This is a genomic window from Nonomuraea sp. NPDC049750 (assembly GCF_040659625.1).
Lineage (GTDB): Bacteria > Actinomycetota > Actinomycetes > Streptosporangiales > Streptosporangiaceae > Nonomuraea.
In genome coordinates this window covers 281,770-303,299 of sequence record NZ_JBFANB010000013.1, presented here as the reverse complement: position 1 = coordinate 303,299, position 21,530 = coordinate 281,770, and the positions used below count along the sequence as shown (strand labels likewise).

Sequence of the window (21,530 nt, the reverse complement as noted above, 5' to 3'; positions counted from 1 at the left end):
CACGGAATGGCCACGCGCCCTGCCGGGTCCGCTGCCTCGCCATAGATCTGGACCCTCTCACACGTCTTTAGAGATCGAGACCCAGAGCAGGGAGGCGAGTTGCACCCGGACGACCTACGAGTCTTCACGGCGTTCGTCACGACGCGATCGGACAGCCTCATGCGCCTGTCGTTCGTGCTCACCGGCGACCAGCACGCCGCGGAGGATCTACTCCAGAGCGCGCTGGCCAGAACCGCGGACCGATGGCGGAGCATCAGGGGCGATCCGGAGGCGTACGTCCGCCGGGTCATGTACCACGAGCAGGTCGGCCGATGGCGGAGCCCGCGCTGGGGGCGCGAGCGCGTGGTCGAGACGCTGCCCGAGCGGATCGCGGGCGACGGCACCGCGCGGGTCGACGACCGGCTCACGCTCGAACAGGCCCTGCGCCGGCTGCCCGTCAAGAAGCGGGCCGTGCTGGTCCTGCGCTACTTCGAGGATCTGCCGGAGTCCGACGTCGCCAGGATCATGGGGTGCTCGATCGGCACCGTACGCAGCCAGACCCACCAGGCAGTGAAGCGGCTGCGCGAACTGGTGGGCGAGACAGTCCGTCTGGAGGCCTGAGATGACAGTCGACGAACGCGCGGTCACCGAGGCCCTGAGCAGGCTGGCCGACCGGGCACGGCCCGTGGATCCCGAGCTGCTTCTGTCACGTGCCCTACGGAGGCGGGCACGGCTGAAGTGGCCGAGATGGGGGCTGGCCCTGGCGGCGGCGGCCTGTGTGGTGGCCATCGGGGTGGTGGCGCTGCAAGCGCGCGAACAGCTGGCGATCTCCCCCGCGAGCCCACCGACGGCGAGCACGGAACCCACGGCCGACATGGTGCCCACGGCAAGTTCGACGCGGTCCACGACGGACCCGCCCGCCACCGCGTACGTCCGGGACATCCCCGGCCTGCCGCGCAACACGATCGCGCAGTTCGCGACCGTGGAGGACTGCATGCCCAAGGGCAGCCCGGTGCACAGCATGGACGGGGAGAGGCTGCTGCCCCAGTACGGGACCGTCAAGGACTACCGCTGGCTCGTGGAGGCCAAGGACAAGCTGGGCGTGACGCGGCTGGTCGGCAGCCGCAAGGGGTTCGTGCTGTGCACACCGGGCGTCCGGCTGGTCAGCTATCCGACGGATCCGATCTTCTCCTACTGGGGCGATGACCCACCCGGCAAGCTGGCCCTGCGCGGGGCAATCAGCATCGACGCCTACGACGGCCAGATGCAGTCGGAGATCAACCCGGGCCGGGACGGAGATCCGTACTTCCTGGTGGTGGCAGGGAGGGTCGTTCCGCAGGCGACCCGGGTGGAGGTCGAGTGGGCGGACGGGCGGATGATGACGGCCAACGTCCAGAACGGCTTCTACATCGGCCGGACGCGGGTGTATCCCGACAAGAAGGGTGCCTACCGCCCGGCCGTGCTGAGCAAGGTGACCGCCTATGGCTCAGGCGGGCGGGCGCTGGGCGAGGTCAAGGGCATCGCGTGGGGTTCGACGGGAACCATCGACGCGGACGACTAGCCGAGCCTCGACCGCAGCGCCTTGCGGTCGAGCTTGAGCACGCTCGTGACCGGGATCGAGTCGACGAACAGCACCTCCCGGGGATACTTCACCCGGCCGACCCGGTCACGAGCCCAGGTCATCAGCTCCTCGGCGGTGGCCGTGCCGCCCGGCCTGAGCTGGACGAAGGCCACGACCTCCTCGCCCACCCGCGGGTCCGGGCGGCCCACGACGCCGGACATCACCACGTCGGGGTGCTCGTTGAGCGCGTCCTCGACGTCGCGCGGGAAGACGTTGAACCCGCCGCGGATGATGAGGTCCTTCTTCCGGTCGACGATGTACAGGTAGCCGTCGTCGTCCACGCAGCCGATGTCGCCGGTACGCAGCTCACCTTCGACCAGCGCGGTGCCCGTGGGGTCCGTGGGGTGCTCGCCCCAGTAGCCGAGCATCAGCGAGTCGCCGCTGACGCAGACCTCCCCGACGTCCCCCGGCTCGGCCTGGTCGCCGGAGGAGTCGCGGATCGTGATCGTGTAGCCGGCCAGCGGCAGGCCCACGCTGCCGATCCGGCGCCGCCCCGGCGGGTTGAACGTGGTCACGGCGCTGGTCTCGGTCATCCCATAACCTTCGAGGACCTGGACGCCGGGCATCCGGCGCTCGAACTCCTCCAGCGTCTCCCGGCCGAGCGGCGCCGCGCCGCAGGTGAGGAAGGCCAGATCGGGCAGGGGATGAGACTCCAGCGGCTCGGCCAGGAGCATCTGCAGCATGGCGGGTACGACCGTTCCGTACTGGACGCGCTGCGCGGCGGCCAGCTCAAGGAAGGTCTTCGGGTCGAACCAGCGCATCAGCACCGCCTGCTGCGGCTCCGTGGCGTGCATCCCGGCGACCGTGATGATCAGCCCGTACGAGTGGGAGAGGGGCACCGGCACTATTGCGCGATTTTTCCCCTCTTGGTGGGACATTTCGTAGGCGTCCTTGGCCACCTGCCAGAGCCCGCGATGGCTCAGCATGACGCCCTTGGCCGTGCCGGTCGTGCCTCCGGTGTACATGAGAGCCGCCAGATCGGTGGCGTCCCGCTCGACCGGGCCCCGCTCGGCTGCCTGCTCCAGCTCCCCTGTGTCCACAAATATCGGGATCCTGGGCTCGGCGGCCTGGACCGTCTCCATCAGCTCGGGCGAGGTGATGAGGGCGGTGGCGCCGCTGTCGTCCAGGATGTGCCGCAACTCCGCCGGTCCCACCAGGAACACCACGGGCGTCACCACCGCGCCGGCCGCCCAGATCGCCTCGTAGATCAGGCCGACCTCGGGTGAGTTCGCCATCATCACCACGACCCGGTCGCCTGGGCGTACCCCCGCCTCGACCAGCCCGCCGCAGACCTTGCGGGCCCGCTCGGCCAGTGCGTGGGCGCGGTGCCAGACCCCCTCGTAATGGACCGCGTCGAAGTCGTCGAACCTGCTCCAAGACTCCTCGGCCAACCGGCCCAACGTCAGCTCGCTCACGGTCCCAACCTCGCCTGATCATCGCCGGGCGTCAAGACAGGTCGGAGACCCCGGTGATGCGATGGAGCGCGAAGCGGTGGACGGCGGCCCTGGTCTCGTCGTACGCGGTGAGGTAACCGCCCTCCATCCGCGCCGGCTCCAGGATGCGCGAGGTGGCGTTGCCCTGGGAGTCGAGATAGCCGATCCACACGCGTACGCCCTGCCTGATGGCCTCCTGCAACGCGGAGATCGTGGCGGTCGCCGGGCCGCGCGGGATCTGCCCGCTGGGGGCGTCAGTGGGCTCACGCCGTGTCAGGTGGGCCGCGTCGCCCGCCCGCAGCGCGCGTACGGCGGCGGCCGTGACCTCGGCGTCGAGGCCGTTGGGCGAGGGTACGGACCGGGCCGGCGGCAGGCCCTCGGTGCGCTTCCTGTCGAGCTCGGAGATGATCACGTCGCCGTCGAGCGACTCGGCCACCGGGGCGTACCCCATCGCACGCAGCGCGTCGACCAGCGCGGCCCGCGAGGAGCGGGAGGCGATGACCGTGGGAGCCAGCCGGCGCAGACGGAGCGCGGCGGAACGCCGGTCGGCGGTGATCTGGTCGAGCAGGGCCGGATCGTCGCAGCGGATGTAGGCACTGGCGGTGCCGACCCTGATGCGCCCGTGCCGGCGGGCCACGTCGGCGATCAGATAGGACAGCGCCTGCGGGACCGGCGTCGCCGAGTGGCGCTCCAGCATGGCCAGCAGCTCCTCGGCCCCCTGGCCCGCGTCGAGCGCGCGGCGGACCGAGCCCTCGCCGAACCGGTAGACGGTCGCGCCCCCCTTGGACTCGATGTCGGCGGCCAGCGTCATCCAGCGGTTCAGCTCGCTGGTGAGCGGTCCTGGCGCGACGGCGGTCAGGTCGGCCTGGAGCAGCACATGATCGACCGGCTCGGGCAGCAGCGGGGCCAGCACCGAGGCGGTGTCCTCGCCGGACAGCAGCGCCCGGCCGTGTCCCGACAGCACGCCGAGCCCGGTGACGCCGACCTGCTCGGCCTCCCGCAGCGCGAACTCCGTCAGCTGCTCCCGCAGCGGCCCACGGCGGCGCGGCTGCTCCCACGCCAGCCGGTCGAACACGGACTCGCGCGTCGGTGCCAGGCCGGGCGCCGACGCGAGCACGCCCAGCGCCGCCGACCGCACACCCGGCGCGGACGAGCGACGTAGCTCGGTGTGCAGCGCGTTGAGCGGCCGGTCCCGGTCATCACGCTCGCCGACCAGGCCGGGGACGCGGTCGGTGTGCAGCCAGGTGATCGCCAGCGCGGCCCACCGGTCGGCGGTCGGCCGCACCCGCCACAGGTCGTAGCCGGTGGTCGGCAGCCACTCGCCGTCGACGTTGCCGCCCGCCGCGATCAGCCCGGCCGCGTGCGCCACCTCCACGGTCAGCGCGGCGGCCCACTCGGGCACGTCCAGCTCGGTCGCGGTGCGCTTCAGATCCCGTACGCCCAGCCCGCCGGTACGCAGCACGCCCGGTGGTTCGGCGCTCCACCGCTCGCACAGGTCCTCGACCGTCCGCACGAACGTGAACGCCTGCCCCGCCGCCGTCCGGTCGGCCAGCTTCTGGTCCCGCGCGGCGCCCTCCAGAGCGGGGGGTACGGCGTACAGATCCCGGTGTACGAGGCCGTTACGCAGATAGAGGCCCACCTCCCGAGGCAGGGCCACACTCTCCTCACCCGTCGCCGCCAGCAGGCCGCGGGCGAGCAGCTGATCGATGGGCGAGCGGGCGGAGGCGACCCGCACCTCACGTCTGGCGTTGGGCACCCGGCCCGTCGCGGGCCCCCAGGTGAGCTGGTCGAGCGCCGCCCTGGCCTCGGGCGAGACCTCCTCGATCAGCTTCCCGGGCCGGGCCAGGGCGGCGGCCAGGCGTTCCTTGCCCGAGCCCGTGGTGCCCGGCGCGATGTCGTCGGCCATCTCGGCCAGCTGCTCGGGCGCGTGGTGCCGGAACGCCTCCACCGCCGGGGGACCGAGCCCCGCCGGATCGTCGAGCACCTTTCGCACGCCGGGGGCCAGGGCGAGCGAGCTGTCGGGGCCGTAGACGAGGGCCAGGCCGCGCAGGTGGTCGATCGCCGCCGTCAGCGCGGGCTCCGGCTTGCCCGCCGCCAGCGCCCCGCCGACGAGCGTGCGCAGGGCCGCCTTCGTGACGGACTTCGGACGTACGTCCGGCTTGTCGGCCGGCGTTCTGGCGGCGGTCGGCGCTTCGAGGACGGCCGACGTCTCAACGACGGCCAGCGTTTCGAGGACGGCGAGCGTGAAGCGGTCGAGCCGGTCGAGCGCGCGGCCGATCGCCGAAGGGCTGCCCGCGCGTACGGCGAGGCCCTCCAGATGCGCGGGCACCGGAGTGATCAGCTCGGGGCGCGCCGAGACGAGCGCCCGCAGCTGTTCGTCGGTGCGCCCCCTGATCCACTCCGTGAACTCCATCGTTGCCATGGTATGTCCACCCTGATTGGGGCAGCATGGCTCACGTGATTGAGCGAGCGGACCAGCTCATACTCAACTACGTCAGCGCGGCCGCCGACGCGGCTCATGGCGTGCTCAGATCCGACCAGCGGCTCGACTTCGCCAAGCGGCTGCGGGCCAGGATCGAGGTCGAACGGCAGGGCAGCCAGAACCCACGCCAGGTGGTCAAGGTGCTCGCCCGGTTCGGCGACCCGGTGGCGCTGGTCGAACGTGAGGCCCGCAGGCTGGCCGAGGCGGGGCCGGACGGCGCGCCCGGTGCCCCGGCCGGAACCCGGCCCGGAACGGCGCCCACGGCCGCGCCCGGGGCCGCACGGGGAACCGTGACGCCGGGTGCCGTGGCCAAGGCGGAACGGGTCGCGGGGGCGGGCGGGGCGACGCCGTTCTTCCCCAAGATCGTCGACGACGTGGCGCCGCCCGCAGGAGCCCAGCTGGACCGGCTCGACCGGCTGGCCCCGCGGCCCCTGCGCGGGCTGCCGTTCGCGCGGCTGCGGCAGGCGGCCATGTCCAGTGCGAACCCGATGGCCACCCGTGGACGGGACGCCGGCACCATCGTCAAGGAGTACCCGCGCGAGACCGCGGCGATGGTGGTCCTGGTGCTGGCCGCGCTGCTGGTCCCGGTCGGCCTGCCGGCCGTCGCGATCTTCCGGGTGCCGGTGCTGGTGTGGGCGTTGGGGGCGCTGCTGGTGGCGTTCTCGGAAGGCTGGGTGCTGCGTGACCGGCTGATCGGGATCGGTGCGCCCCTGGTCGGCTACACGCTCGGTGGCGCGCTCGTCGGCGGTCTGCGGGTGGGCGCGGAGCCGGGGGTGCAGGCGTTCGTGGTGCAGTTCTTCGACGTCAGCGGTGTGATGTTCATGATCGGCACGGCGCTGGGCGTGGTCTGGCTGGGTTACCGGCTGGTGGAGGTCAACTGACCGAGGCGGGGCTGGGGGTCAGCCGACCGGGGTGGGACTGCGGCCTGCTGGAGGTCAGCCGACCGGGGCAGGGCTTGGCAGGAGGCCCACGGCCAGGCGTACCCAGGCGGTGACGAACTGGTCCTTCTCCGCGTGTCCCGGCGACTCGCCGACCGTCTCCTGGAACAAGCGGTAGTGCACCACGGAGCCGCCGAGCACCGCCGCGATGCCGTTCCAGTCGACCTCGGCGTCCTCGTATTCGGGCTGCGCGCGGAACCAGGTCGTGATGGCGTCGAACATGGGCTGCAGCAGCCCTTCGCGCACCACCGCCACCAGCTCGGGGAACTGGCTCAGGTCCTGGAAGAACACCCGGGTCAGCTCCGACTCCTCCCGCACCTTGGCCAGCCCGGCGCGGCACAGGTGCGACAGCCGCATCTCCAGGTCGGCCGAGGTCTCCATGTCGCCCAGCTGGGCCAGGCTCTCGGCCACCTGCGTACGGGTACGGGCGGCATGCTCGTTGATCGCCGCGGCGAGCACCTCGTACTTCGACTTGAAGTGCCGGTAGAGTCCTCCGGCGCCCGGGGAGAGCCCTGAGGCGGCCTCGATCTCGGCCACCGAAGTGGCGGAGTAGCCCCGCTCCGCGAAGAGCCGCAGGGCCTCGTCGATGATCCGCTCACGCGTCGATCTGGTCATTCTTTTCCTGATACCTCCCTGATGGAGCGTAGCGGTCACGGCGCGGCGCGCCGGATCAACCCCGCGACGACCGAGCCGACGATCAGCCAGACCAGCGCCGCGAGCCCGTAGTTGACCAGCGTCGTCCACCGTACGTCGGCGAGCTGGAACAGGTTGGCCAGGCCCACCGACAACGGCGAGGCGAGCGATTCGACGAACTGGTACCAAATGTTGGCCGGGTTGGCCCGGAACACCGTGAAGATCGCGTACAGCACCAGGATCAGGGCGGCCAGCCGGGACGCCAGCCGGACGGCGGCGGCCAGGAACGCCACCACGCCTTGCCACACCCTGACCGGTCCGGTCACGGGCTGGGGCAGCGCGGGCCGGTGCGGCCGGGGCGAGACGTTCCGGACTGGCTGTTCGGGTGGGCTGGGCCGGTCGGGTGGGCTGGGCCGGTCGGGTGGGCTGGGCCGGTCGGCGGCGACCAGCCGGTCTCCCGCTTCCGGCGGTTTGGGGGGCTCGGTCACGGCCACTCCTCCCGATAAGTAATTCCTTTCTTCCCACTCCCACGGTCCCACAACAAGGGCCGTTACCCGTAATGCGGACGCGTTTGGCATCCTTCACCTTGTGCGGACATCGGTGGGTTTCGACCTGGACATGACATTGGCGGACACGCGGTCGGGCATCGCGGCCGTCTACGACGAGCTTTCGACGCGCCTCGGCGTCGTCATCGACAGCAAGGCGATCATCACCAGGCTCGGCCCGCCACTCGAACAGGAGTTGGCGAACTGGCTGCCGCTGGAGGCGATCCCGGAAGCCGTGATCCTGTTCAGGGAGATCTATCCGGAGCTGGGTGTGCCCGTGCACACGGCCATGGCCGGAGCGATGGAGGCCGTCGAGGCCGTACGCGCGCAAGGGGGCAGGATCATCGTCGTGACCGGCAAGAACCCGCGCGACGCGACCAGCACCGTGAAGGCGCTCGGGCTCGCCGTGGACGAGGTGGTCGGGTCGGTCTTCGGAGCGGCCAAGGGTACGGCCCTCGCGCGTTTCGGTGCCGCCGCCTATGTTGGTGACCATGTGGCGGACATCGAGGCCGCGCGGGCCGGGGGAGCCGTCAGCGTGACGGTCGCGACCGGCCCGTACACGCTGGGCGAACTACGTGATCACGGAGCCGATGTGGCACTTGGGGACCTGACGGAATTCGCCGACTGGTTCGCCGGATGGCGTTCGAGTGGGCTACTCCGGTAAATGCCGGGAATTTTCCTGGTCGCCCCGGAGCCTCGCGGGGCATAACCTACATCCATTCGCCTTTTACGACTGTTTGAACGAGGTTCCTCCTGTGCCGAGTGGCAAGGTCAAGTGGTACGACGCCGACAAGGGTTTCGGCTTCCTCACCCGCGACGACGGTGGTGAGGTCTTCGTGCATTCCTCCGCGCTACCCACAGGTGCCGGCCCGCTCAAGCCCGGCCAGAAGGTCGAGTTCGGCGTGGCCGAGGGACGACGCGGCCAGCAGGCCCTGTCGGTGCGGATCCTTGAGCAGCCGCCGACGCTGGCCAAGGTGAAGCCCAAGGCCAAGCGCAAGAAGCCGGACGAACTCGTCGTCATCGTGGAGGACCTGATCAAGCTCCTCGACGACGTCTCGACCTCTTACCAGCGGGGCAAGCACCCTGACGCGGCGCACGCGAAGAAGATCGCGCAGGTGCTCAGAGCGGTGGCGGACGACCTCGACGCCTAGCTGTTGGGGTTCGTCAGCGGCTTGGTCGTGTCGAGAGTGGTGTCGACGCGCTGATCTCGCCGATCGGCGCGTCGATCCTCGTCGTCCCACGCACCTTGGTCTGTTTGGTCTTCCTGGTCCGTTTGGGTCGCGGCCTTGGGGCCACGTGTGGCGGCGCGGATCCGCTTGCGGCGGCGTACGATCAGCCAGCCGAACGTGCCGGTCAGCGCCACGGCCAGCGTGACCAGCCCCGCCGCGCTGCTCTCGGCCAGCGACAGCAGCAGCCCGATCAGCCCGCCGAACACCCAGGCGAGCTGCAACACCGCCTCGACCACCCCGAACGTGGACGAGCGCACCTCCTCACCGATCTCCCGCTGCACGATCGCGTCGAGGGCGAGCTTGCCGAGCTCCTGCGCGAACGCGGTGACCAGCGAGATCGCGACCGCGGTCCAGAGGCCGAAGAACACCGCGGTGGCGATCGTGGTCGCGCCGGTCACGGCCAGCGTCAGCAGCGTGATGAGGTGCGGCGAGTGGTTGCGGGTCCAGTTCGCGACCACCGCGCCGACCAGGCCGCCCAGCCCGGCCGCGGCCGCGAGCAACGCGATCGTCTTCGGGATGTCGAAGAACGGGTCGGGTGCGGCCAGCCACGGCACGCCCTTGTCCTGCACCAGGAACAGCATGAAGAACAGCAGGAAGCCGGAGAACAGGCGGATGGCCACGTTCGCCCAGACCGCCTCGGCCACCGCCGGGCCCACGTTCAGGAGGGTCCGCCAGCGGAGCGGCCTGCCCTCCTCCTCTTCCAGCTCGGGTGAGTCGACGTGTCGCGGCAGTCGTACGGCGAGGACGCCGATCAGGAGGAAGGCGACCATCGCGGTACGCAGCACCGCGGCGCTGCCCAGCCACGCGGTCAGCCCCGCGGCGACCGGCACCATCACGCCCGCCGAGATCAGCGAGAACAGCGCCACCCTCGCGTTGGCCGAGACCAGCGTGATATCGGCGGGCAGCACGCTCGGCATGATCGCCGCGCGTGACACGTTGTACGCCTTGGACAGCACCAGTACGCCCAGCGCCCCGACGAACAGCGTCGGCAGGTCGCCGGGCCCCACGGCGGCGGCCATCGCGAAGCACAGCAGGCCGCGGCCGAACAGCGTGCCCGCCATGACGTAGCGGCGGCCCGACCTGAACCGGTCGAGGATCGGCCCCACGAACGGCGCCAGCAGGGCGAACGGCAGCATCGTGATGACCAGGTAGAGCGCCACGGGCCCACGAGCCTCGCCGACGGGCACACCGAAGAAGACGGTGCTCGCCAGCGCGACCGTGACCAGCGCGTCGCCGCCGCTGTGACCGGCGGTGAGCTCGATCAGCCGGCCCAGCCCGGTGCGGTCGGCGCCGTTGGCGTGGGTGAGACGGCGGGTCGCCTTCCCGACCTTCTGCGCGCCCCTGCCGACCTTCTGCGCCCCTCTGGCCGTGGCCTTGCCCGCCCGCGCGGTGCCGCCGGCGGTCGCCTTTCCCGCCCGCAGGGTGGCCCGGCCCGCGCGCGCGGTGGCGCGGCCCGCGTCGGCGACGCCTCGCCCCACGCGCCGCGTGACCTCACGAGCCGTGTCCCAGCCTCCTTGCACGCTTACCAGTCTTACCCGATCGCCGCTCCCAAACGGCGACGGATCGCCCAGGGACGGGCCCACCGATGTGCCGCCAGTTGATCGGGGATAGGCGGTGTGCGCACCTCCAGGTTCGGTGTCAGTGGGTCCGGGATGGGCGGTGTGGGCACCTTCAGGTCCGGTCATGGGTGAGAATGAAGTGTGAGCGAACAGCACCTTGCGGCGGAGGCGGACAGATGACCCGCACCCGGACCCGCGTCTCCCCGCCCGACCAGGCGTGCGTCGCCGCGGTGGACTTGGCGCGCGCCGCCGCGGAGGAGCTCGCGCGGCCGGGCGAGCCGGGTGAGCACCTTGGTTACGAGGGCGAGGGCGACCGCATCGTCACCCATTACTTCGCCTGTCTCGACCGGGCCTACCGCGGCTGGCGCTGGGCCGTCACCGTGACCCGCGCCTCGCGGGCCAAGAACGTCACGGTGAGCGAAGCCGTCCTGTTGCCCGGCTCGGGGGCGTTGCTCGCGCCCGAGTGGCTGCCCTGGAGCGAGCGTCTGCGCCCCGGCGACCTGGGCGTCGGTGACCTGCTGCCGACCTCGGAGGACGACGACCGGCTGGAGCCAGGTTTCGTCAAGACCGACGACGAGACCGACCATCAGACGATTTTCGAGTACGGCCTGGGCCGGGCCCGTGTGCTCTCGGCCATCGGCAAGGACCGCGCTGCCAGACGCTGGCACTCGGGCGAGCACGGGCCGCATACGCCGATCGCACACGCCGCTCCCGCGCAGTGCTCCACCTGTGGTTTCTACTGGCCACTCGCGGGTGGGCTCCGGCAGGTGTTCGGGGTCTGCGCCAATGAGTACGCCCCCGACGACGGCAAGGTGGTCGCCGCCGACCACGGCTGCGGGGCTCACTCGGAGGCCGCGGTCATGCCGCCGTCCGTCGAGCAGGCCATGCCCATCCTCGACGACATGGGCTTCGACCTGATGGAAGAGGAGGCCGGATCCGTCGACGGAACGGCCACCGAGGAGCTCGGCCACTCCTGAACGCGAATGTCGGTGAGGGCCGCTAGCCTACGGTGGCCCCCCATCGGCGGACCCCGGACACGTGCCGGAGCCCGCCCCACCAGCGACCAGGATCGTGACAGATGACCGACACCTTTGGCACCGACCGGACGCGGGCCGCAGTGCTCGCCGCGTGGACGGCCTCGACCGCCCGATTCCGCGAGGACGCCAACGCCGAGGAAGACTTCGCCCTCGGCGGCTACCGCGACCGGCTCATTGTGGAGCTCGCCCAGAACGCCGCCGACGCGGCGCTGCGCGCGGGCGTGCCAGGGGTGCTCCGGCTGACGTTGCGTGACGACGTCCTGACCGCCGCCAACACCGGCGCCCCGCTGGACGCGACCGGCGTCGAGGGTCTGTCGACGCTGCGTGTCTCCGGCAAGCGGGACGAAGCGGGCGCCGCCGGCCGGTTCGGCGTCGGGTTCGCCGCGGTCGTGTCGGTCTGTGATGAGCCGTCGATCGGCTCGCGTGAGACGGGCGCCGCCCGCTGGTCGCGGGCTGAGACGGCCGCCGTGGTGGCCTCGGTGCCGGAGCTCGCCGCCGAGCTGGGCTCGCGCGGCGGCCACGTCCCGCTGCTGCGCCTGCCGTTCGAGGCCGAGCCGCTCGACGTGCCGGAGGGCTTCGACACCCTCGTACGCCTGCCGCTGCGCGACGCCGCCTCGGTCGCGGCGGTCCGGCGCATGCTGACCGAGACCAGCCCGGCGCTGCTGCTCGGCATGCCCGCGCTGACGAGCATCGAGATCGACCTCGACGGCTCGGAGCGCCGGGTGTCGGCCGATGGGTGGCAGCTGGTGTCGGAGTCGGGCGAGTTCGCTCCCGACGAGGTGGCGGCCCTGTTCGCTGACCGGCCCACCGAAGAACGTGCCCGCCCTTACTGGTCGCTGCGCTGGGCCGTGCGCGTCGCCGACACGGAGCCGGCCCCGCTGCCCTCAGGGGTGCCGCCGGTGGTGCACGCGCCGACGCCCAGCGACGAGCCGCTCGACCTGCCGGCCCTGCTCATCGCCTCGTTCCCGATGGCCACCGACCGGCGGCACGTGGCCAAGGGGCCGCTGACCGACTTCCTGGTCGAGCGGGCCGCCGACGCCTACGTCAGGCTGCTCGGCGAGCTGCCGCGCACGCCCAAGCTCCTCGATCTCGTCCCCGCCCTGATGGGCAAGGGCGAGCTCGACGCCCGGATCCGGCGGGCCATCCTGCAGCGCCTGCCCGCCATCCCGCTGCTCCCGGCCCTGTCCGCGCCCGCGCCGGCCGTGCAGACGCCGTCGTTCGCCGAGGCCGAGGTCTATGAGCCCGACGCCGAGTGGCAGGTCGAGCACCCGGCCAGGGAGCCGCACGAGGACGGCTGGATCGTCGCCGGCCAGGAGGCGGCCGTGGTCGCCGGGTCGGGAGACCTGCTGGCCGCGATCGCCGACTTCGTCCCCGGCCTGCTGCCCGCCGGGTGGCCCGCCCGGCACCCGGCGATGGCCTCGCTCGGTGTGCGCCGGGTCGAGCTGGCCGAGGTCGTCGACCTGCTGTCCGGTGAGGCGGTCGAGGCGCGGGAGCCGTCGTGGTGGCGCTCGCTGTATGAGGTGCTGCCGGCCGACGACCCCGAGTCGCTGGGCGCGCTGCCGGTGCCGCTGGCCGACGGCCGGCTGGTCCGTGGCCCGCGCGGCACCCTCATCCTCGACCTGGGCGGCACCCGCCTGGCCTCGGCCCGCGACGGGCTCGATCTGACGCCTCTGGGGCTGCGGATCGTGCACCCGGACGCGGCGCACGCGGCGCTGCTGCGGCTCGGTGCCGCCGAGGCCACACCGCGGACGATCCTCGAAGACCCCATCACCAAGGCCGCCGTCGCCCAGTCCCTCGACAGCGCGGACTCCGAGCCCGTGGCGCAGGCCGTGCTCTCCCTGGTGGAGGCCGCCTCGCTGGTGCCGGGCGAGGCGCCGTGGCTGGCCGAGCTGGCGCTGCGCGGCAGCGACGGCGATCTTTACGCGGCGGGCGAGCTGATGCTGGCCGACGGCGCGCTGGCCGGCCTGCTGGAGCCCGACACGCACCTCGGCGTGGTCGCGCCGGAGCTGGTGGAGACCTACGGCTCCCGGGTGCTCGAAGCCGCGGGCGTGCTCGACGGGTTCGCCGTGGCGCACGACTCCGACGTGCTGCTCGACCATGACGACTGCGACCACGACCTCGACGGTGAGGAGGACTGGCTCGACCACGTGCTCGACCTGCTGCCCGAGCTGGAACTCCCGCCTGTGGTGCCGGACTTCGCCGCGGTGCGCGACCTGGAGCTGGTCGCCGACTGGCCCGCCGCGCTGGCGCTGCTGACCAGACCGCCGCTGCGTGCCGCACTGCACCCGCTGCGGGTCGAGGGCGTCGAAGTGCCGTCCTACACGGCGTGGTGGCTGGCCAACCACGCCGTGCTGGACGGGCGACGGCCCCGGGAGCTGCGGCTGCCCGGTGCCGACCCGCTGCTCCAGGGCCTCTATGGTGACGCGCCCGGCGGGCTCGACCCGGTGGCGCTGGGGATGCTCGGCGTACGCACCACGCTGGCCGAGCTGCTGGCCGGCCACGGCGGTCCCGAAGAGCTGCTCGACCTGATGGCCGATGAGTCCATCGAGGTCGACCGGGCCCAGTTGCGGGCCCTGTGGATCGCGCTGGCGGCCGTCGAGCCCGCGCGGGTGGCGCCGCCCTCGCGGGTGCGGGCCGTGCTCGGTGGCGACATCGTGGTGGCCGCGGCCGACGACGCCGTCGTGGTGGAGGCCCCTGACCTGCTCCAGCTCGTCACCGACCGGCCGCTGGTGCTGGCCCCTTACGACCTGGCCGAGTCGCTGTCCGAGTTGCTCGACCTGCCGCTGGCCGGCGAGCTGGCCCAGGGCGAGGTCACGTCCGAGGGTGAGACCCGCCCCGTGCCGCCAGAGGTGCGCTCCCTGCTCCCGACGGCTCCCGAGACCTACGTCGAGCACGAGAAGCTGCTGGTCGACGGCGTCGCCTGCACGTGGCGCTTCTTCGAGGGCTCCGTGCACTGCACCGGGCTCGACGGCCTGGCACGCGGCCTGGCCTGGGCGACGGGGCAGTGGAACGACCGGCTCGCCGTGGCCGCACTGCTGCACGACCCGACGGCCGTGCCGCTCCTGCTGGCCGAAGCCGACCTGTCGTAGCGCCGACCCGTCCGTAGCGCCGACCCGTCCGTAGCGCTGACCGGTCCGTAGCGCTGACCGGTCCGTAGTGTTGACCGGTCAGTAGCGCCGACCGGCCCGTAGCGTCGTGAGGGTTCACGCCGCCGGGCAGGTGGCGTTCGTGCCGGGGGACTTGCCGGTGAGGAAGTAGGCGTCGACCAGGCGGCTGACGCAGCTGCTGCCGCTCAGGTAGGCGCCGTGCCCCTCGCCCTCGTACGTGACCAGGACCCCGGTCTTGAGCTGGGCGGCGAGCTTGGGCGCCCACGCGTACGGCGTGGCGGGGTCGCCCTTGCCGCCGATCACGAGGATGGGGGCGGAGCCGGTGGCGTCGATCTTCTTGGACTCGTCGCTGCCGGGCGCCGGCCAGTGCGCGCAGATCGAGCCGAGCCCTCCGTTGCGCATGAGCGGGAAGATCTTGGCGGTCTCCCGTTCGACCTGGTCGATCTCGGCGGCGCTCGGCCGTTCGGCGCTGTCCACGCAGTCGATCGCCAGGACGCTGGTCATCAGCGACGAGTACGTCCCGTCGGCCTTACGGCCGTTGTAGGAGTCGGCCAGGGCGAGCAGCTGCGCGCCGTCCCCCTTGACGGCTGCGGCGGCCGCCTGCTCCAGCATCGGCCAGCTGAGCTTGGCGTAGAGAGCGGCCAGGACGCCGGTGCTCGCCAGGCCCTTGGTGAGCTCCCGGTCGGCCACCTTGAGCGGCTTGTCCCGCAGGCCGGACAGTAGTGTCTCGACGCTCTTCCGCACGGCGGCGGGGTCGGCGCCGAGGTCGCAGCCCTGCTTCACGCAGTCGGCGGCGAACGCCTCGAACGCCTGCCTGAAGCCGGCCGTCTGCGTCTTCGCGCGCTCGGCGAAGGTGACGGTCGGGTCGAGGGCGCCGTCGAGGACGAACCGGCCGACGTTCTTCGGGTACTGGGTGGCGTACACGGCGCCGAGGTGGGTGCCGTACGACATGCCGAAGTAGTTGAGCCGCTCGTCGCCCAGCGCGGCGCGAATGCGGTCGAGGTCCCGCGCGGCGTTCACGGTGCCGACGTGGGGCAGGAGCTTGCCGGAGATCTTGGCGCAGGTGGCCGCGAACTTCTTGGCGACCTTGTCCACTTCGTCGCCCGCGGGGTCCAGGGAGATCCACTTCTCGACGCTGCCGCACTTGACGGGTGCGCTGCGCTCGACGCCGCGCGGGTCGAAGCTGACCAGGTCATACCTCGCGCCCATGCCGGCGAAGACCTTGGCGGTCATGGACAGCAGGTCGACCCCCGAGCCGCCGGGGCCGCCGAAGTTGAACACCAGCGAGCCGAGCCGGTCGCCGGAGGCCTTGACGCGGATCAGCGCCAGGTCGATCTGCTCGCCGTCCTGTTTGGTGTAGTCGAGCGGTACTGCGAGCTTGCCGCATTCGATGGCCGGATCGGGCGCGGCGGGTTTGCCGTCGGGGCCGGGCAGGCCGGTGCACGGGCTCCAGGCGACGCTGCCGGAGCCCTTCGCCGTCTGGGCAGGCTTCGTGGCGGCGGTGCTCGCCTGGTCCGGCGCCGTCCGGGCAGGTTCCGTGGCGGTGCTCGTCGTGGGCTGCTCCGCCGACCCGCTGGTGGGCTTGGCGGCGGAGCAGCCCACGAGGGTGGCGCTCGCGAGGGTCACCGCGCACAGGAGCGAGGGAAATGACGTCTTCTTCATGCCTCCAGCATGATCAACCGGCTTTTTCCCAGGTAGTGGGGTAAAACAGCACTTTCCGGTGACTTCGGGGATCGACTGGAGGTGACTAATGTCAGCTCCGGGACGCCCGCCTGTGCACGTACCAGAGGCCGAGGAGCCCGAGGCCGACCCCGGCGACGCAGGTCCAGATCCACCACGACTGCTCGGCGGCCGGGCGGAAGATCAGTAGCGCGACCAGCGCGAGCGCCCACGCGACCGTGCCCACGGCGACCGCCGCGACGTCGTTGGTCTCGATCGGCTCCGGGTCGGGACGCCATTCCTGCTTCACGGGATCCAGCCTAGCTTCCAATCGGGTCTCGATCCGATCACCGCCACTTTTCGCAGGTGACGCAAACTGTCACTGTTCGCCCGTGAGTGACACAAGTAGTGGTATCGACAGGTTCTTCGCAATCTCCGCACGAGGCTCGACGATCTCCCGTGAGATCCGCGGCGGGCTGGCCACGTTCTTCACGATGGCCTACATCGTCGTGCTTAACCCGATCATCATCGCCAACGGCAAGGATGTCCAGGAGCAGTTCATCGGTGACGGCTCCTCGCCCAACCTGCCCCTCGTGGCGGCGGGCACGGCGTTCGTGGCGGGCGTGCTGACCATCCTCATGGGGGTGATCGGCCGGGTGCCCTTCGCCATGGCGGCCGGGTTGGGGCTCAACGCCTTCGTGACCTTCAACATCGCCTCTGTGATGAGCTGGGAAGAGGCCATGGGGCTGGTCTTCCTGGAGGGCGTCATCATCGGCATCCTGGTGTTGACCGGTTTCCGGGTGGCGGTGTTCAACGCCATCCCGGCCCAGCTCAAGACCGCCATCAGCGTCGGCATCGGGTTGTTCATCGCGCTGATCGGCTTCGTGGACGCCGGCTTCGTGCGCCGGGTGCCCGCAGGGCCGCCGCTGGAGATGGGCATCCACAACACCCTGACCTCCTGGCCGATCTTCGTCTTCGTCGTCGGGCTGCTCGTGACGGCTGCGCTGGTGGCCCGCAAGGTCAAGGGCGCGATCCTGATCGGCATCATCGGCACCACCGTGCTGGCGATCATCGTGGAGGCGATCGCGAAGGCCGGCCAGGTCTCCGACAAGAACCCCGGCGGCTGGATGCTGAACGTGCCCAGCCTGCCGGATCAGATCATCGGCTTCCACAACCCGCTGGTGCTGTTCAAGGAGTTCGACCCGTTCGGCGCGTTCAGCCGGGTCTCGGTGATCCTGGCGGTGCTGTTCGTCTTCACGCTGCTCATCACCGACTTCTTCGACACGATGGGCACCGTCGTCGGGGTCGGCCGCCAAGCCGGTCTGGTCGACGCCAACGGGATGCTGCCGCGTACCCGGGAGATCCTGCTCGTCGACTCGCTCGGCGCGGCGGCCGGCGGCGCGGGCTCGGTCTCGTCGAACACCACCTACATCGAGTCGGCCGCGGGGGTCGGCGAGGGCGCGCGGACCGGCCTGGCCAGCGTGGTCACCGGCCTGCTCTTCCTGGTGGCGATCTTCTTCGCGCCGCTGGTCACGGTCGTGCCGTATGAGGCGGCCGCGCCCGCGCTGGTCGTGGTGGGCTTCCTGATGATGACCTCGATCCGTGAGATCGATTTCACGGACTACGAGATCGCCATCCCGGCGTTCCTCACCATCGTGGTCATGCCGTTCACGTACTCGATCTCGAACGGCATCGGCGCCGGCTTCATCAGCTACGTGCTGATCAAGATCGTTCGTGGCAAGGTACGGGAGATCCACCCGCTGCTGTGGGTGGTCATGGGCCTGTTCGTGATCTACTTCGCGCTCGGCCCGATCAGGGTACTTTTCGGGGTCTGATGCCTGGTGAGGCCGTCTTCGCATGGGAGGCGGCCTCGGGGTATCAAAGAGTGAGACGAGAAATGAGGTAGGGAAATAACGTGGAGTGCCGTATAGTTAGCAAAGGTAATGACTCATGCTAACCAAGAACCAGTCCCAGATAAACCTGCGCAGCGACGCAGGCCTGGCCACAGCCCTGCGCGTGTCGCTGGCGCGGCTGACCAGGCGGCTACGACGACAAGCGGCAGCGCACTCGCTGACTCCCACGCAGTTCGCGACCCTCGCCGCGGTGGAACGGCATTCCGCGATAACCCCCGGCGAATTGGCCGAGCTCGAGAAGGTGCAACCCCCCTCGATGACTCGCGTGATCGCCGCGCTAGAGGAACGCGGTCTGGTGTCGCGCACACCGCACCCGACCGACCGGCGACAGGTGACCGTGACCGTGACCGAGGCCGCCCAGAAACTGCTGAAGGAGGAACGACGTCTCAAGGAAGCGTGGCTGAGCCAGCGCTTGAGGGATCTGACCGCGGAGGAGCGGGCGATCCTCAGGCAGGCGGCGCCGATTCTGGAGAAACTCAGCAGGATCTAGAGCCTGAAGAACCCAAGACCGGGATGTTCCGGTCTCTCAAGGTACGTAACTACCGCATGTTCGCAGCCGGTGGCGCGGTGTCCAACGTCGGCGGCTGGCTGCAACGCACCGCCCAAGACTGGCTGGTGCTCGATCTGACCCATGGCAGCGCGGCGGCCCTAGGCACGGCGACCGCGCTGCAGTTCCTGCCGATGCTGCTGTTCGGGCTCTTCGGCGGCGTGCTGGCCGACCGCTACCCCAAACGGCCGATCCTCATCGTGGCGCAGTCGCTCATGGCCGTGCTCGCCCTGGTCATCGGCGTACTGACGATGACGGGCAGTGCCCAGGTGTGGCACGTCTACGTGATGGCGTTCACGCTGGGTGTGATCTCCTGCGTCGAGGTGCCGACCAGGCAGGCGTTCGTGGTCGAGATGGTGGGCCGCCGGGATCTGTCCAACGCGATCGCGCTCAACAGCTCCATCTTCAACCTGGCCCGCGTTGTGGGACCGGCGATCGCCGGTGTGCTGATCTTCCTGTTCGGGGGCACGGGACCGCTCTTCCTGATCAACGCGGTGACGTTCGCCGGCGTGATCTCCAGCCTGATCTTCATGCGGAAGTCGGAGCTGAACCTCTCCGTACCGGTGCCGAGAGCCAAGGGCCAGCTGCGCGAAGGGCTGAGCTATGTGCTGCATCGCGAAGAGCTGCTGATGCCGGTGCTGCTGATCGGGTTCGTGTCGATGTTCTCCCAGTCGTTCTCGATGTCGATCGCGCTCATGGCCCGCGAGGTCTTCAAGGCCGGCGCCTCGTCGTTCGGCCTGGCCTCCAGCATGTTCGCCGTCGGCGCGCTGGGCGGGGCGCTGCTCGCCGCCCGCCGGGCCCGGCCGTCACGCCGCATGCTGATCGCCGGAGCCATCGGATTCGGGCTGTTCCAGATCGCCACCGGGCTAGCCCCGGTCTACCCGGTGTACCTGCTGCTGCTGATCCCCACCGGCATCGCGCTGATCACGATCAACACGGCCGCGAACGCGAGCGTCCAGCTCGCCACCGCGCCGGACATGCGCGGCCGCGTCATGGGCATCTACATGCTCGTCTTCACCGGTGGCGCGCCCGTCGGCGCCCCGCTGGTCGGCTGGCTGTCGGAGCTGGGCGGACCCAGGACGGGCGTCATGCTCTCCGGGCTGCTGGTGCTGGTCGGCACGGGCGTCGCGGTGATGCTGACGAGGCTGATCAGCGCCCGTGTTGTGGGCGAGCCGGTGCTGGCGATCGCCTGAGCACGTTGGAGAATCGGGTGGCATGAGGTTATTCGCGGCACTGATGCCGCCCGATGAGGTGCTCGACGAGATCGAGCGTGCCATCGCGCCGCACGTCGGGCAGGTGCCGGGCCTGCGCTGGCCGGACCGCGCCACCTGGCACATCACGCTGGGCTTCTTCGGCGAGGTGCCCGAGCACGTCCTGCCGGAGCTGCAGGTGCGGCTGGCCCGCGCCGTGGCTCGGCATGCCAGCCTGGACCTGGCCTTCACCGGGTTCGGGGCGTTCTCGTCCGCCCGCCGGGCCAGGGTGTTCTGGGCCGGGCTCTCCGGTGACTCGATGGTCCGGCTGTCAGAGTCGGTCAGAGCGGGCGCCCGCCGGGCGGGGGCCGTACAGACCGACGACAAGCACTTCCACCCGCATCTGACGCTCGCGCGGGCGAAGACGGAGATGGACCTCCGCCCGCTCGTCGAGTCGCTGTCGGAATTCAGCGGCTCGACATGGCGGGCGAAAGCCGTCCATCTCGTACGCAGCCATCAAGGGGCGCAGATGAGGTACGAGTCACTCGCACAATGGGATCTGGCACCCATCGGGCGCGATTAGGCTCCACAATGTGGACCGTCCTCGCCCTTGGCTGCTGCCCGTCGTGCTCGGCCTCCTGCTGCTGATCGTCGTGATCGGCGCCCTGCTGGCCTGAGTTACCAGGCGTAGTCCTCCGGCGCCGGACGGTGTCCGGGGAAGATCTCGTCGAGGCGGGCCAGCGCCTGCTCGTCCAGCTCGATCTCCAGCGTGCGCAGGCTGCCGTTGAGCTGCTCCTGCGTGCGCGGGCCGATGATCGGGGCGGTGACCGCGGGCTGCTTCAGGAGCCAGGCCAGCGCCACGTAGGCGGGGTCCTCGCCGAGTTCGTCGCAGAACTTCTCGTACTGCTCGATCTTGTCGCGGTGCTTCTCGAGCTCCGTGACCATGCGGTCGGCGGCCGACCGGCCCTTGTCGATCTTGCGCAGCACGCCGCCCAGCAGGCCGCCGGCCAGCGGGCTCCACGGGATCACGCCGAGGCCGTATTCCTGGCTGGCGGGCAGCACCTCCAGCTCGACCGCGCGGGTGAGCAGGTTGTAGTGGCTCTGCTCGCTGACGAGCCCGATCGAGTTGCGGCGGGCCGCGGACTCCTGGGCCTTGGCGATGTGCCAGCCCGCGAAGTTGGACGATCCCACATAGAGGATCTTGCCCTGCTGCTTCAGGACGTCCATGGCCTCCCAGAACTCGTCGAACGGCGTGTTCCGGTCGACGTGGTGAGCCTGGTAGATGTCGATGTAGTCGGTCTGCATGCGCTTGAGCGAGGCGTCGCAGGCCCGGCGGATGTTCAGCGCGGACAGCAGGTTCTCGTTGGGCCAGTCGCCCATCGCGCCGTAGAGCTTGGTCGCGATGACCGTCTTCTCCCGGCGACCTTCGCCCTTGGCGAACCAACGGCCGACGATCTGCTCGGTGATCCCCTCGCCCTGCTTCCAGCCGTACACGTTGGCCGTGTCGAAGAAGTTGATCCCCAGCTCATGGGCCCTGTCCATGATCGCGAAGGAGTCTTCCTCCGTGGTCAGCGGGCCGAAGTTCATGGTGCCCAGGCAGAGTGGACTGACCCGGAGGCCACTGCGTCCGAGGTTCACATAATCCATGAACTCCACCC

19 protein-coding genes are annotated in these 21,530 nt (G+C 70.7%); 11 read left to right on the top strand and 8 right to left on the bottom strand.

Annotated elements, in window-relative coordinates; genetic code table 11:
- Window positions 1-99: 99 nt before the first annotated feature.
- Window positions 100-600, top strand: a complete 501-nt coding sequence (locus AB0J16_RS31370) for a SigE family RNA polymerase sigma factor (RefSeq protein ID WP_358545755.1) — start codon at window positions 100-102, stop codon at window positions 598-600.
- A 1-nt stretch (window position 601) separates the two neighbouring features.
- Window positions 602-1,540 (top strand): hypothetical protein, encoded by a 939-nt coding sequence (locus tag AB0J16_RS31365; RefSeq protein WP_358545753.1) that lies wholly within the window; start codon window positions 602-604, stop codon window positions 1,538-1,540.
- On the opposite strand, the gene AB0J16_RS31360 is transcribed toward AB0J16_RS31365, so the two are convergent.
- On the bottom strand, window positions 1,537-3,015 hold the full coding sequence (locus AB0J16_RS31360; protein ID WP_358545750.1) for an AMP-binding protein: 1,479 nt from the start codon (window positions 3,013-3,015) through the stop codon (window positions 1,537-1,539). The two genes, AB0J16_RS31365 and AB0J16_RS31360, sit on opposite strands and share 4 nt — an antisense overlap.
- 31 nt (window positions 3,016-3,046) lie before the next feature.
- Entirely contained in the window at window positions 3,047-5,446 is a 2,400-nt protein-coding gene (locus AB0J16_RS31355) for a helicase-associated domain-containing protein (protein WP_358545747.1), read from the bottom strand.
- Between the two features lie 44 nt (window positions 5,447-5,490).
- Here AB0J16_RS31355 and AB0J16_RS31350 point away from each other — a divergent pair, with 44 nt between their 5' ends.
- A complete protein-coding gene (locus AB0J16_RS31350; RefSeq protein WP_358545744.1) occupies window positions 5,491-6,396 on the top strand; it encodes a hypothetical protein in 906 nt (301 codons plus the stop codon).
- A gap of 54 nt (window positions 6,397-6,450) precedes the next feature.
- On the opposite strand, the gene AB0J16_RS31345 is transcribed toward AB0J16_RS31350, so the two are convergent.
- Together AB0J16_RS31345 and AB0J16_RS31340 are read right to left on the bottom strand one after the other, a co-directional pair.
- On the bottom strand, window positions 6,451-7,068 hold the full coding sequence (locus AB0J16_RS31345) for a helix-turn-helix domain-containing protein (protein ID WP_358545741.1): 618 nt from the start codon (window positions 7,066-7,068) through the stop codon (window positions 6,451-6,453).
- Between the two features lie 35 nt (window positions 7,069-7,103).
- Window positions 7,104-7,574 carry a hypothetical protein gene (locus AB0J16_RS31340; protein WP_358545738.1) on the bottom strand — a complete coding sequence of 157 codons (471 nt, stop codon included), beginning with the start codon at window positions 7,572-7,574 and terminating at the stop codon, window positions 7,104-7,106.
- 100 nt (window positions 7,575-7,674) lie between these two features.
- Between AB0J16_RS31340 and AB0J16_RS31335 the strand changes: the two genes are divergently transcribed.
- A complete protein-coding gene (locus AB0J16_RS31335) occupies window positions 7,675-8,295 on the top strand; it encodes an HAD hydrolase-like protein (RefSeq protein WP_358545736.1) in 621 nt (206 codons plus the stop codon).
- Window positions 8,296-8,386: 91 nt separating this feature from the next.
- On the top strand, window positions 8,387-8,782 hold the full coding sequence (locus tag AB0J16_RS31330; RefSeq protein WP_358545734.1) for a cold-shock protein: 396 nt from the start codon (window positions 8,387-8,389) through the stop codon (window positions 8,780-8,782).
- Here the strand turns inward: AB0J16_RS31330 and AB0J16_RS31325 are convergent.
- The gene (locus AB0J16_RS31325; RefSeq protein WP_358545732.1) at window positions 8,779-10,380 is read right to left on the bottom strand and encodes an MFS transporter; all 1,602 of its coding nucleotides are present in this window, start codon (window positions 10,378-10,380) and stop codon (window positions 8,779-8,781) included. The genes AB0J16_RS31330 and AB0J16_RS31325 overlap by 4 nt on opposite strands.
- Before the next feature lie 215 nt (window positions 10,381-10,595).
- Between AB0J16_RS31325 and AB0J16_RS31320 the strand changes: the two genes are divergently transcribed.
- Entirely contained in the window at window positions 10,596-11,396 is an 801-nt protein-coding gene (locus AB0J16_RS31320; protein WP_358435960.1) for a DUF3027 domain-containing protein, read from the top strand.
- A 101-nt stretch (window positions 11,397-11,497) separates the two neighbouring features.
- The gene (locus tag AB0J16_RS31315) at window positions 11,498-14,545 is read left to right on the top strand and encodes a hypothetical protein (protein ID WP_358545730.1); all 3,048 of its coding nucleotides are present in this window, start codon (window positions 11,498-11,500) and stop codon (window positions 14,543-14,545) included.
- A gap of 114 nt (window positions 14,546-14,659) precedes the next feature.
- Here AB0J16_RS31315 and AB0J16_RS31310 read toward each other — a convergent pair whose 3' ends face one another.
- Both AB0J16_RS31310 and AB0J16_RS31305 read right to left on the bottom strand, forming a co-directional pair.
- Entirely contained in the window at window positions 14,660-16,225 is a 1,566-nt protein-coding gene (locus tag AB0J16_RS31310) for an alpha/beta hydrolase (protein WP_358545728.1), read from the bottom strand.
- Window positions 16,226-16,316: 91 nt separating this feature from the next.
- Entirely contained in the window at window positions 16,317-16,532 is a 216-nt protein-coding gene (locus AB0J16_RS31305) for a DUF2530 domain-containing protein (protein WP_225300771.1), read from the bottom strand.
- Window positions 16,533-16,614: 82 nt separating this feature from the next.
- Between AB0J16_RS31305 and AB0J16_RS31300 the strand changes: the two genes are divergently transcribed.
- From AB0J16_RS31300 to thpR, 4 genes are all read left to right on the top strand, one after another.
- Window positions 16,615-18,057: an NCS2 family permease gene (locus AB0J16_RS31300; RefSeq protein ID WP_358435952.1), complete on the top strand. Its 1,443-nt coding sequence runs from the start codon at window positions 16,615-16,617 to the stop codon at window positions 18,055-18,057.
- 115 nt (window positions 18,058-18,172) lie between these two features.
- Complete coding sequence (locus AB0J16_RS31295; protein WP_357957941.1) at window positions 18,173-18,625, top strand: MarR family transcriptional regulator; 453 nt, start codon at window positions 18,173-18,175, stop codon at window positions 18,623-18,625.
- A gap of 23 nt (window positions 18,626-18,648) precedes the next feature.
- A complete protein-coding gene (locus tag AB0J16_RS31290; protein WP_358545726.1) occupies window positions 18,649-19,875 on the top strand; it encodes an MFS transporter in 1,227 nt (408 codons plus the stop codon).
- A 22-nt stretch (window positions 19,876-19,897) separates the two neighbouring features.
- The gene (gene thpR, locus AB0J16_RS31285) at window positions 19,898-20,455 is read left to right on the top strand and encodes an RNA 2',3'-cyclic phosphodiesterase (RefSeq protein WP_358545725.1); all 558 of its coding nucleotides are present in this window, start codon (window positions 19,898-19,900) and stop codon (window positions 20,453-20,455) included.
- Between the two features lie 95 nt (window positions 20,456-20,550).
- Here thpR and AB0J16_RS31280 read toward each other — a convergent pair whose 3' ends face one another.
- Window positions 20,551-21,519 (bottom strand): aldo/keto reductase, encoded by a 969-nt coding sequence (locus AB0J16_RS31280; protein WP_357957936.1) that lies wholly within the window; start codon window positions 21,517-21,519, stop codon window positions 20,551-20,553.
- Between the last annotated feature and the right edge of the window lie 11 nt (window positions 21,520-21,530).

Bases quoted from the DNA above. Each gene is read 5' to 3' on its own strand.
- AB0J16_RS31365 (WP_358545753.1), top strand. From the start codon at position 602: ATGACAGTCGACGAACGCGCGGTCACCGAGGCCCTGAGCAGGCTGGCC.
- AB0J16_RS31355 (WP_358545747.1), bottom strand. From the start codon at position 5,446: ATGGAGTTCACGGAGTGGATCAGGGGGCGCACCGACGAACAGCTGCGG.
- AB0J16_RS31345 (WP_358545741.1), bottom strand. From the start codon at position 7,068: ATGACCAGATCGACGCGTGAGCGGATCATCGACGAGGCCCTGCGGCTC.
- AB0J16_RS31320 (WP_358435960.1), top strand. From the start codon at position 10,596: ATGACCCGCACCCGGACCCGCGTCTCCCCGCCCGACCAGGCGTGCGTC.
- AB0J16_RS31315 (WP_358545730.1), top strand. From the start codon at position 11,498: ATGACCGACACCTTTGGCACCGACCGGACGCGGGCCGCAGTGCTCGCC.
- AB0J16_RS31310 (WP_358545728.1), bottom strand. From the start codon at position 16,225: ATGAAGAAGACGTCATTTCCCTCGCTCCTGTGCGCGGTGACCCTCGCG.
- AB0J16_RS31295 (WP_357957941.1), top strand. From the start codon at position 18,173: ATGCTAACCAAGAACCAGTCCCAGATAAACCTGCGCAGCGACGCAGGC.
- AB0J16_RS31290 (WP_358545726.1), top strand. From the start codon at position 18,649: ATGTTCCGGTCTCTCAAGGTACGTAACTACCGCATGTTCGCAGCCGGT.
- thpR (WP_358545725.1), top strand. From the start codon at position 19,898: ATGAGGTTATTCGCGGCACTGATGCCGCCCGATGAGGTGCTCGACGAG.
- AB0J16_RS31280 (WP_357957936.1), bottom strand. From the start codon at position 21,519: ATGGATTATGTGAACCTCGGACGCAGTGGCCTCCGGGTCAGTCCACTC.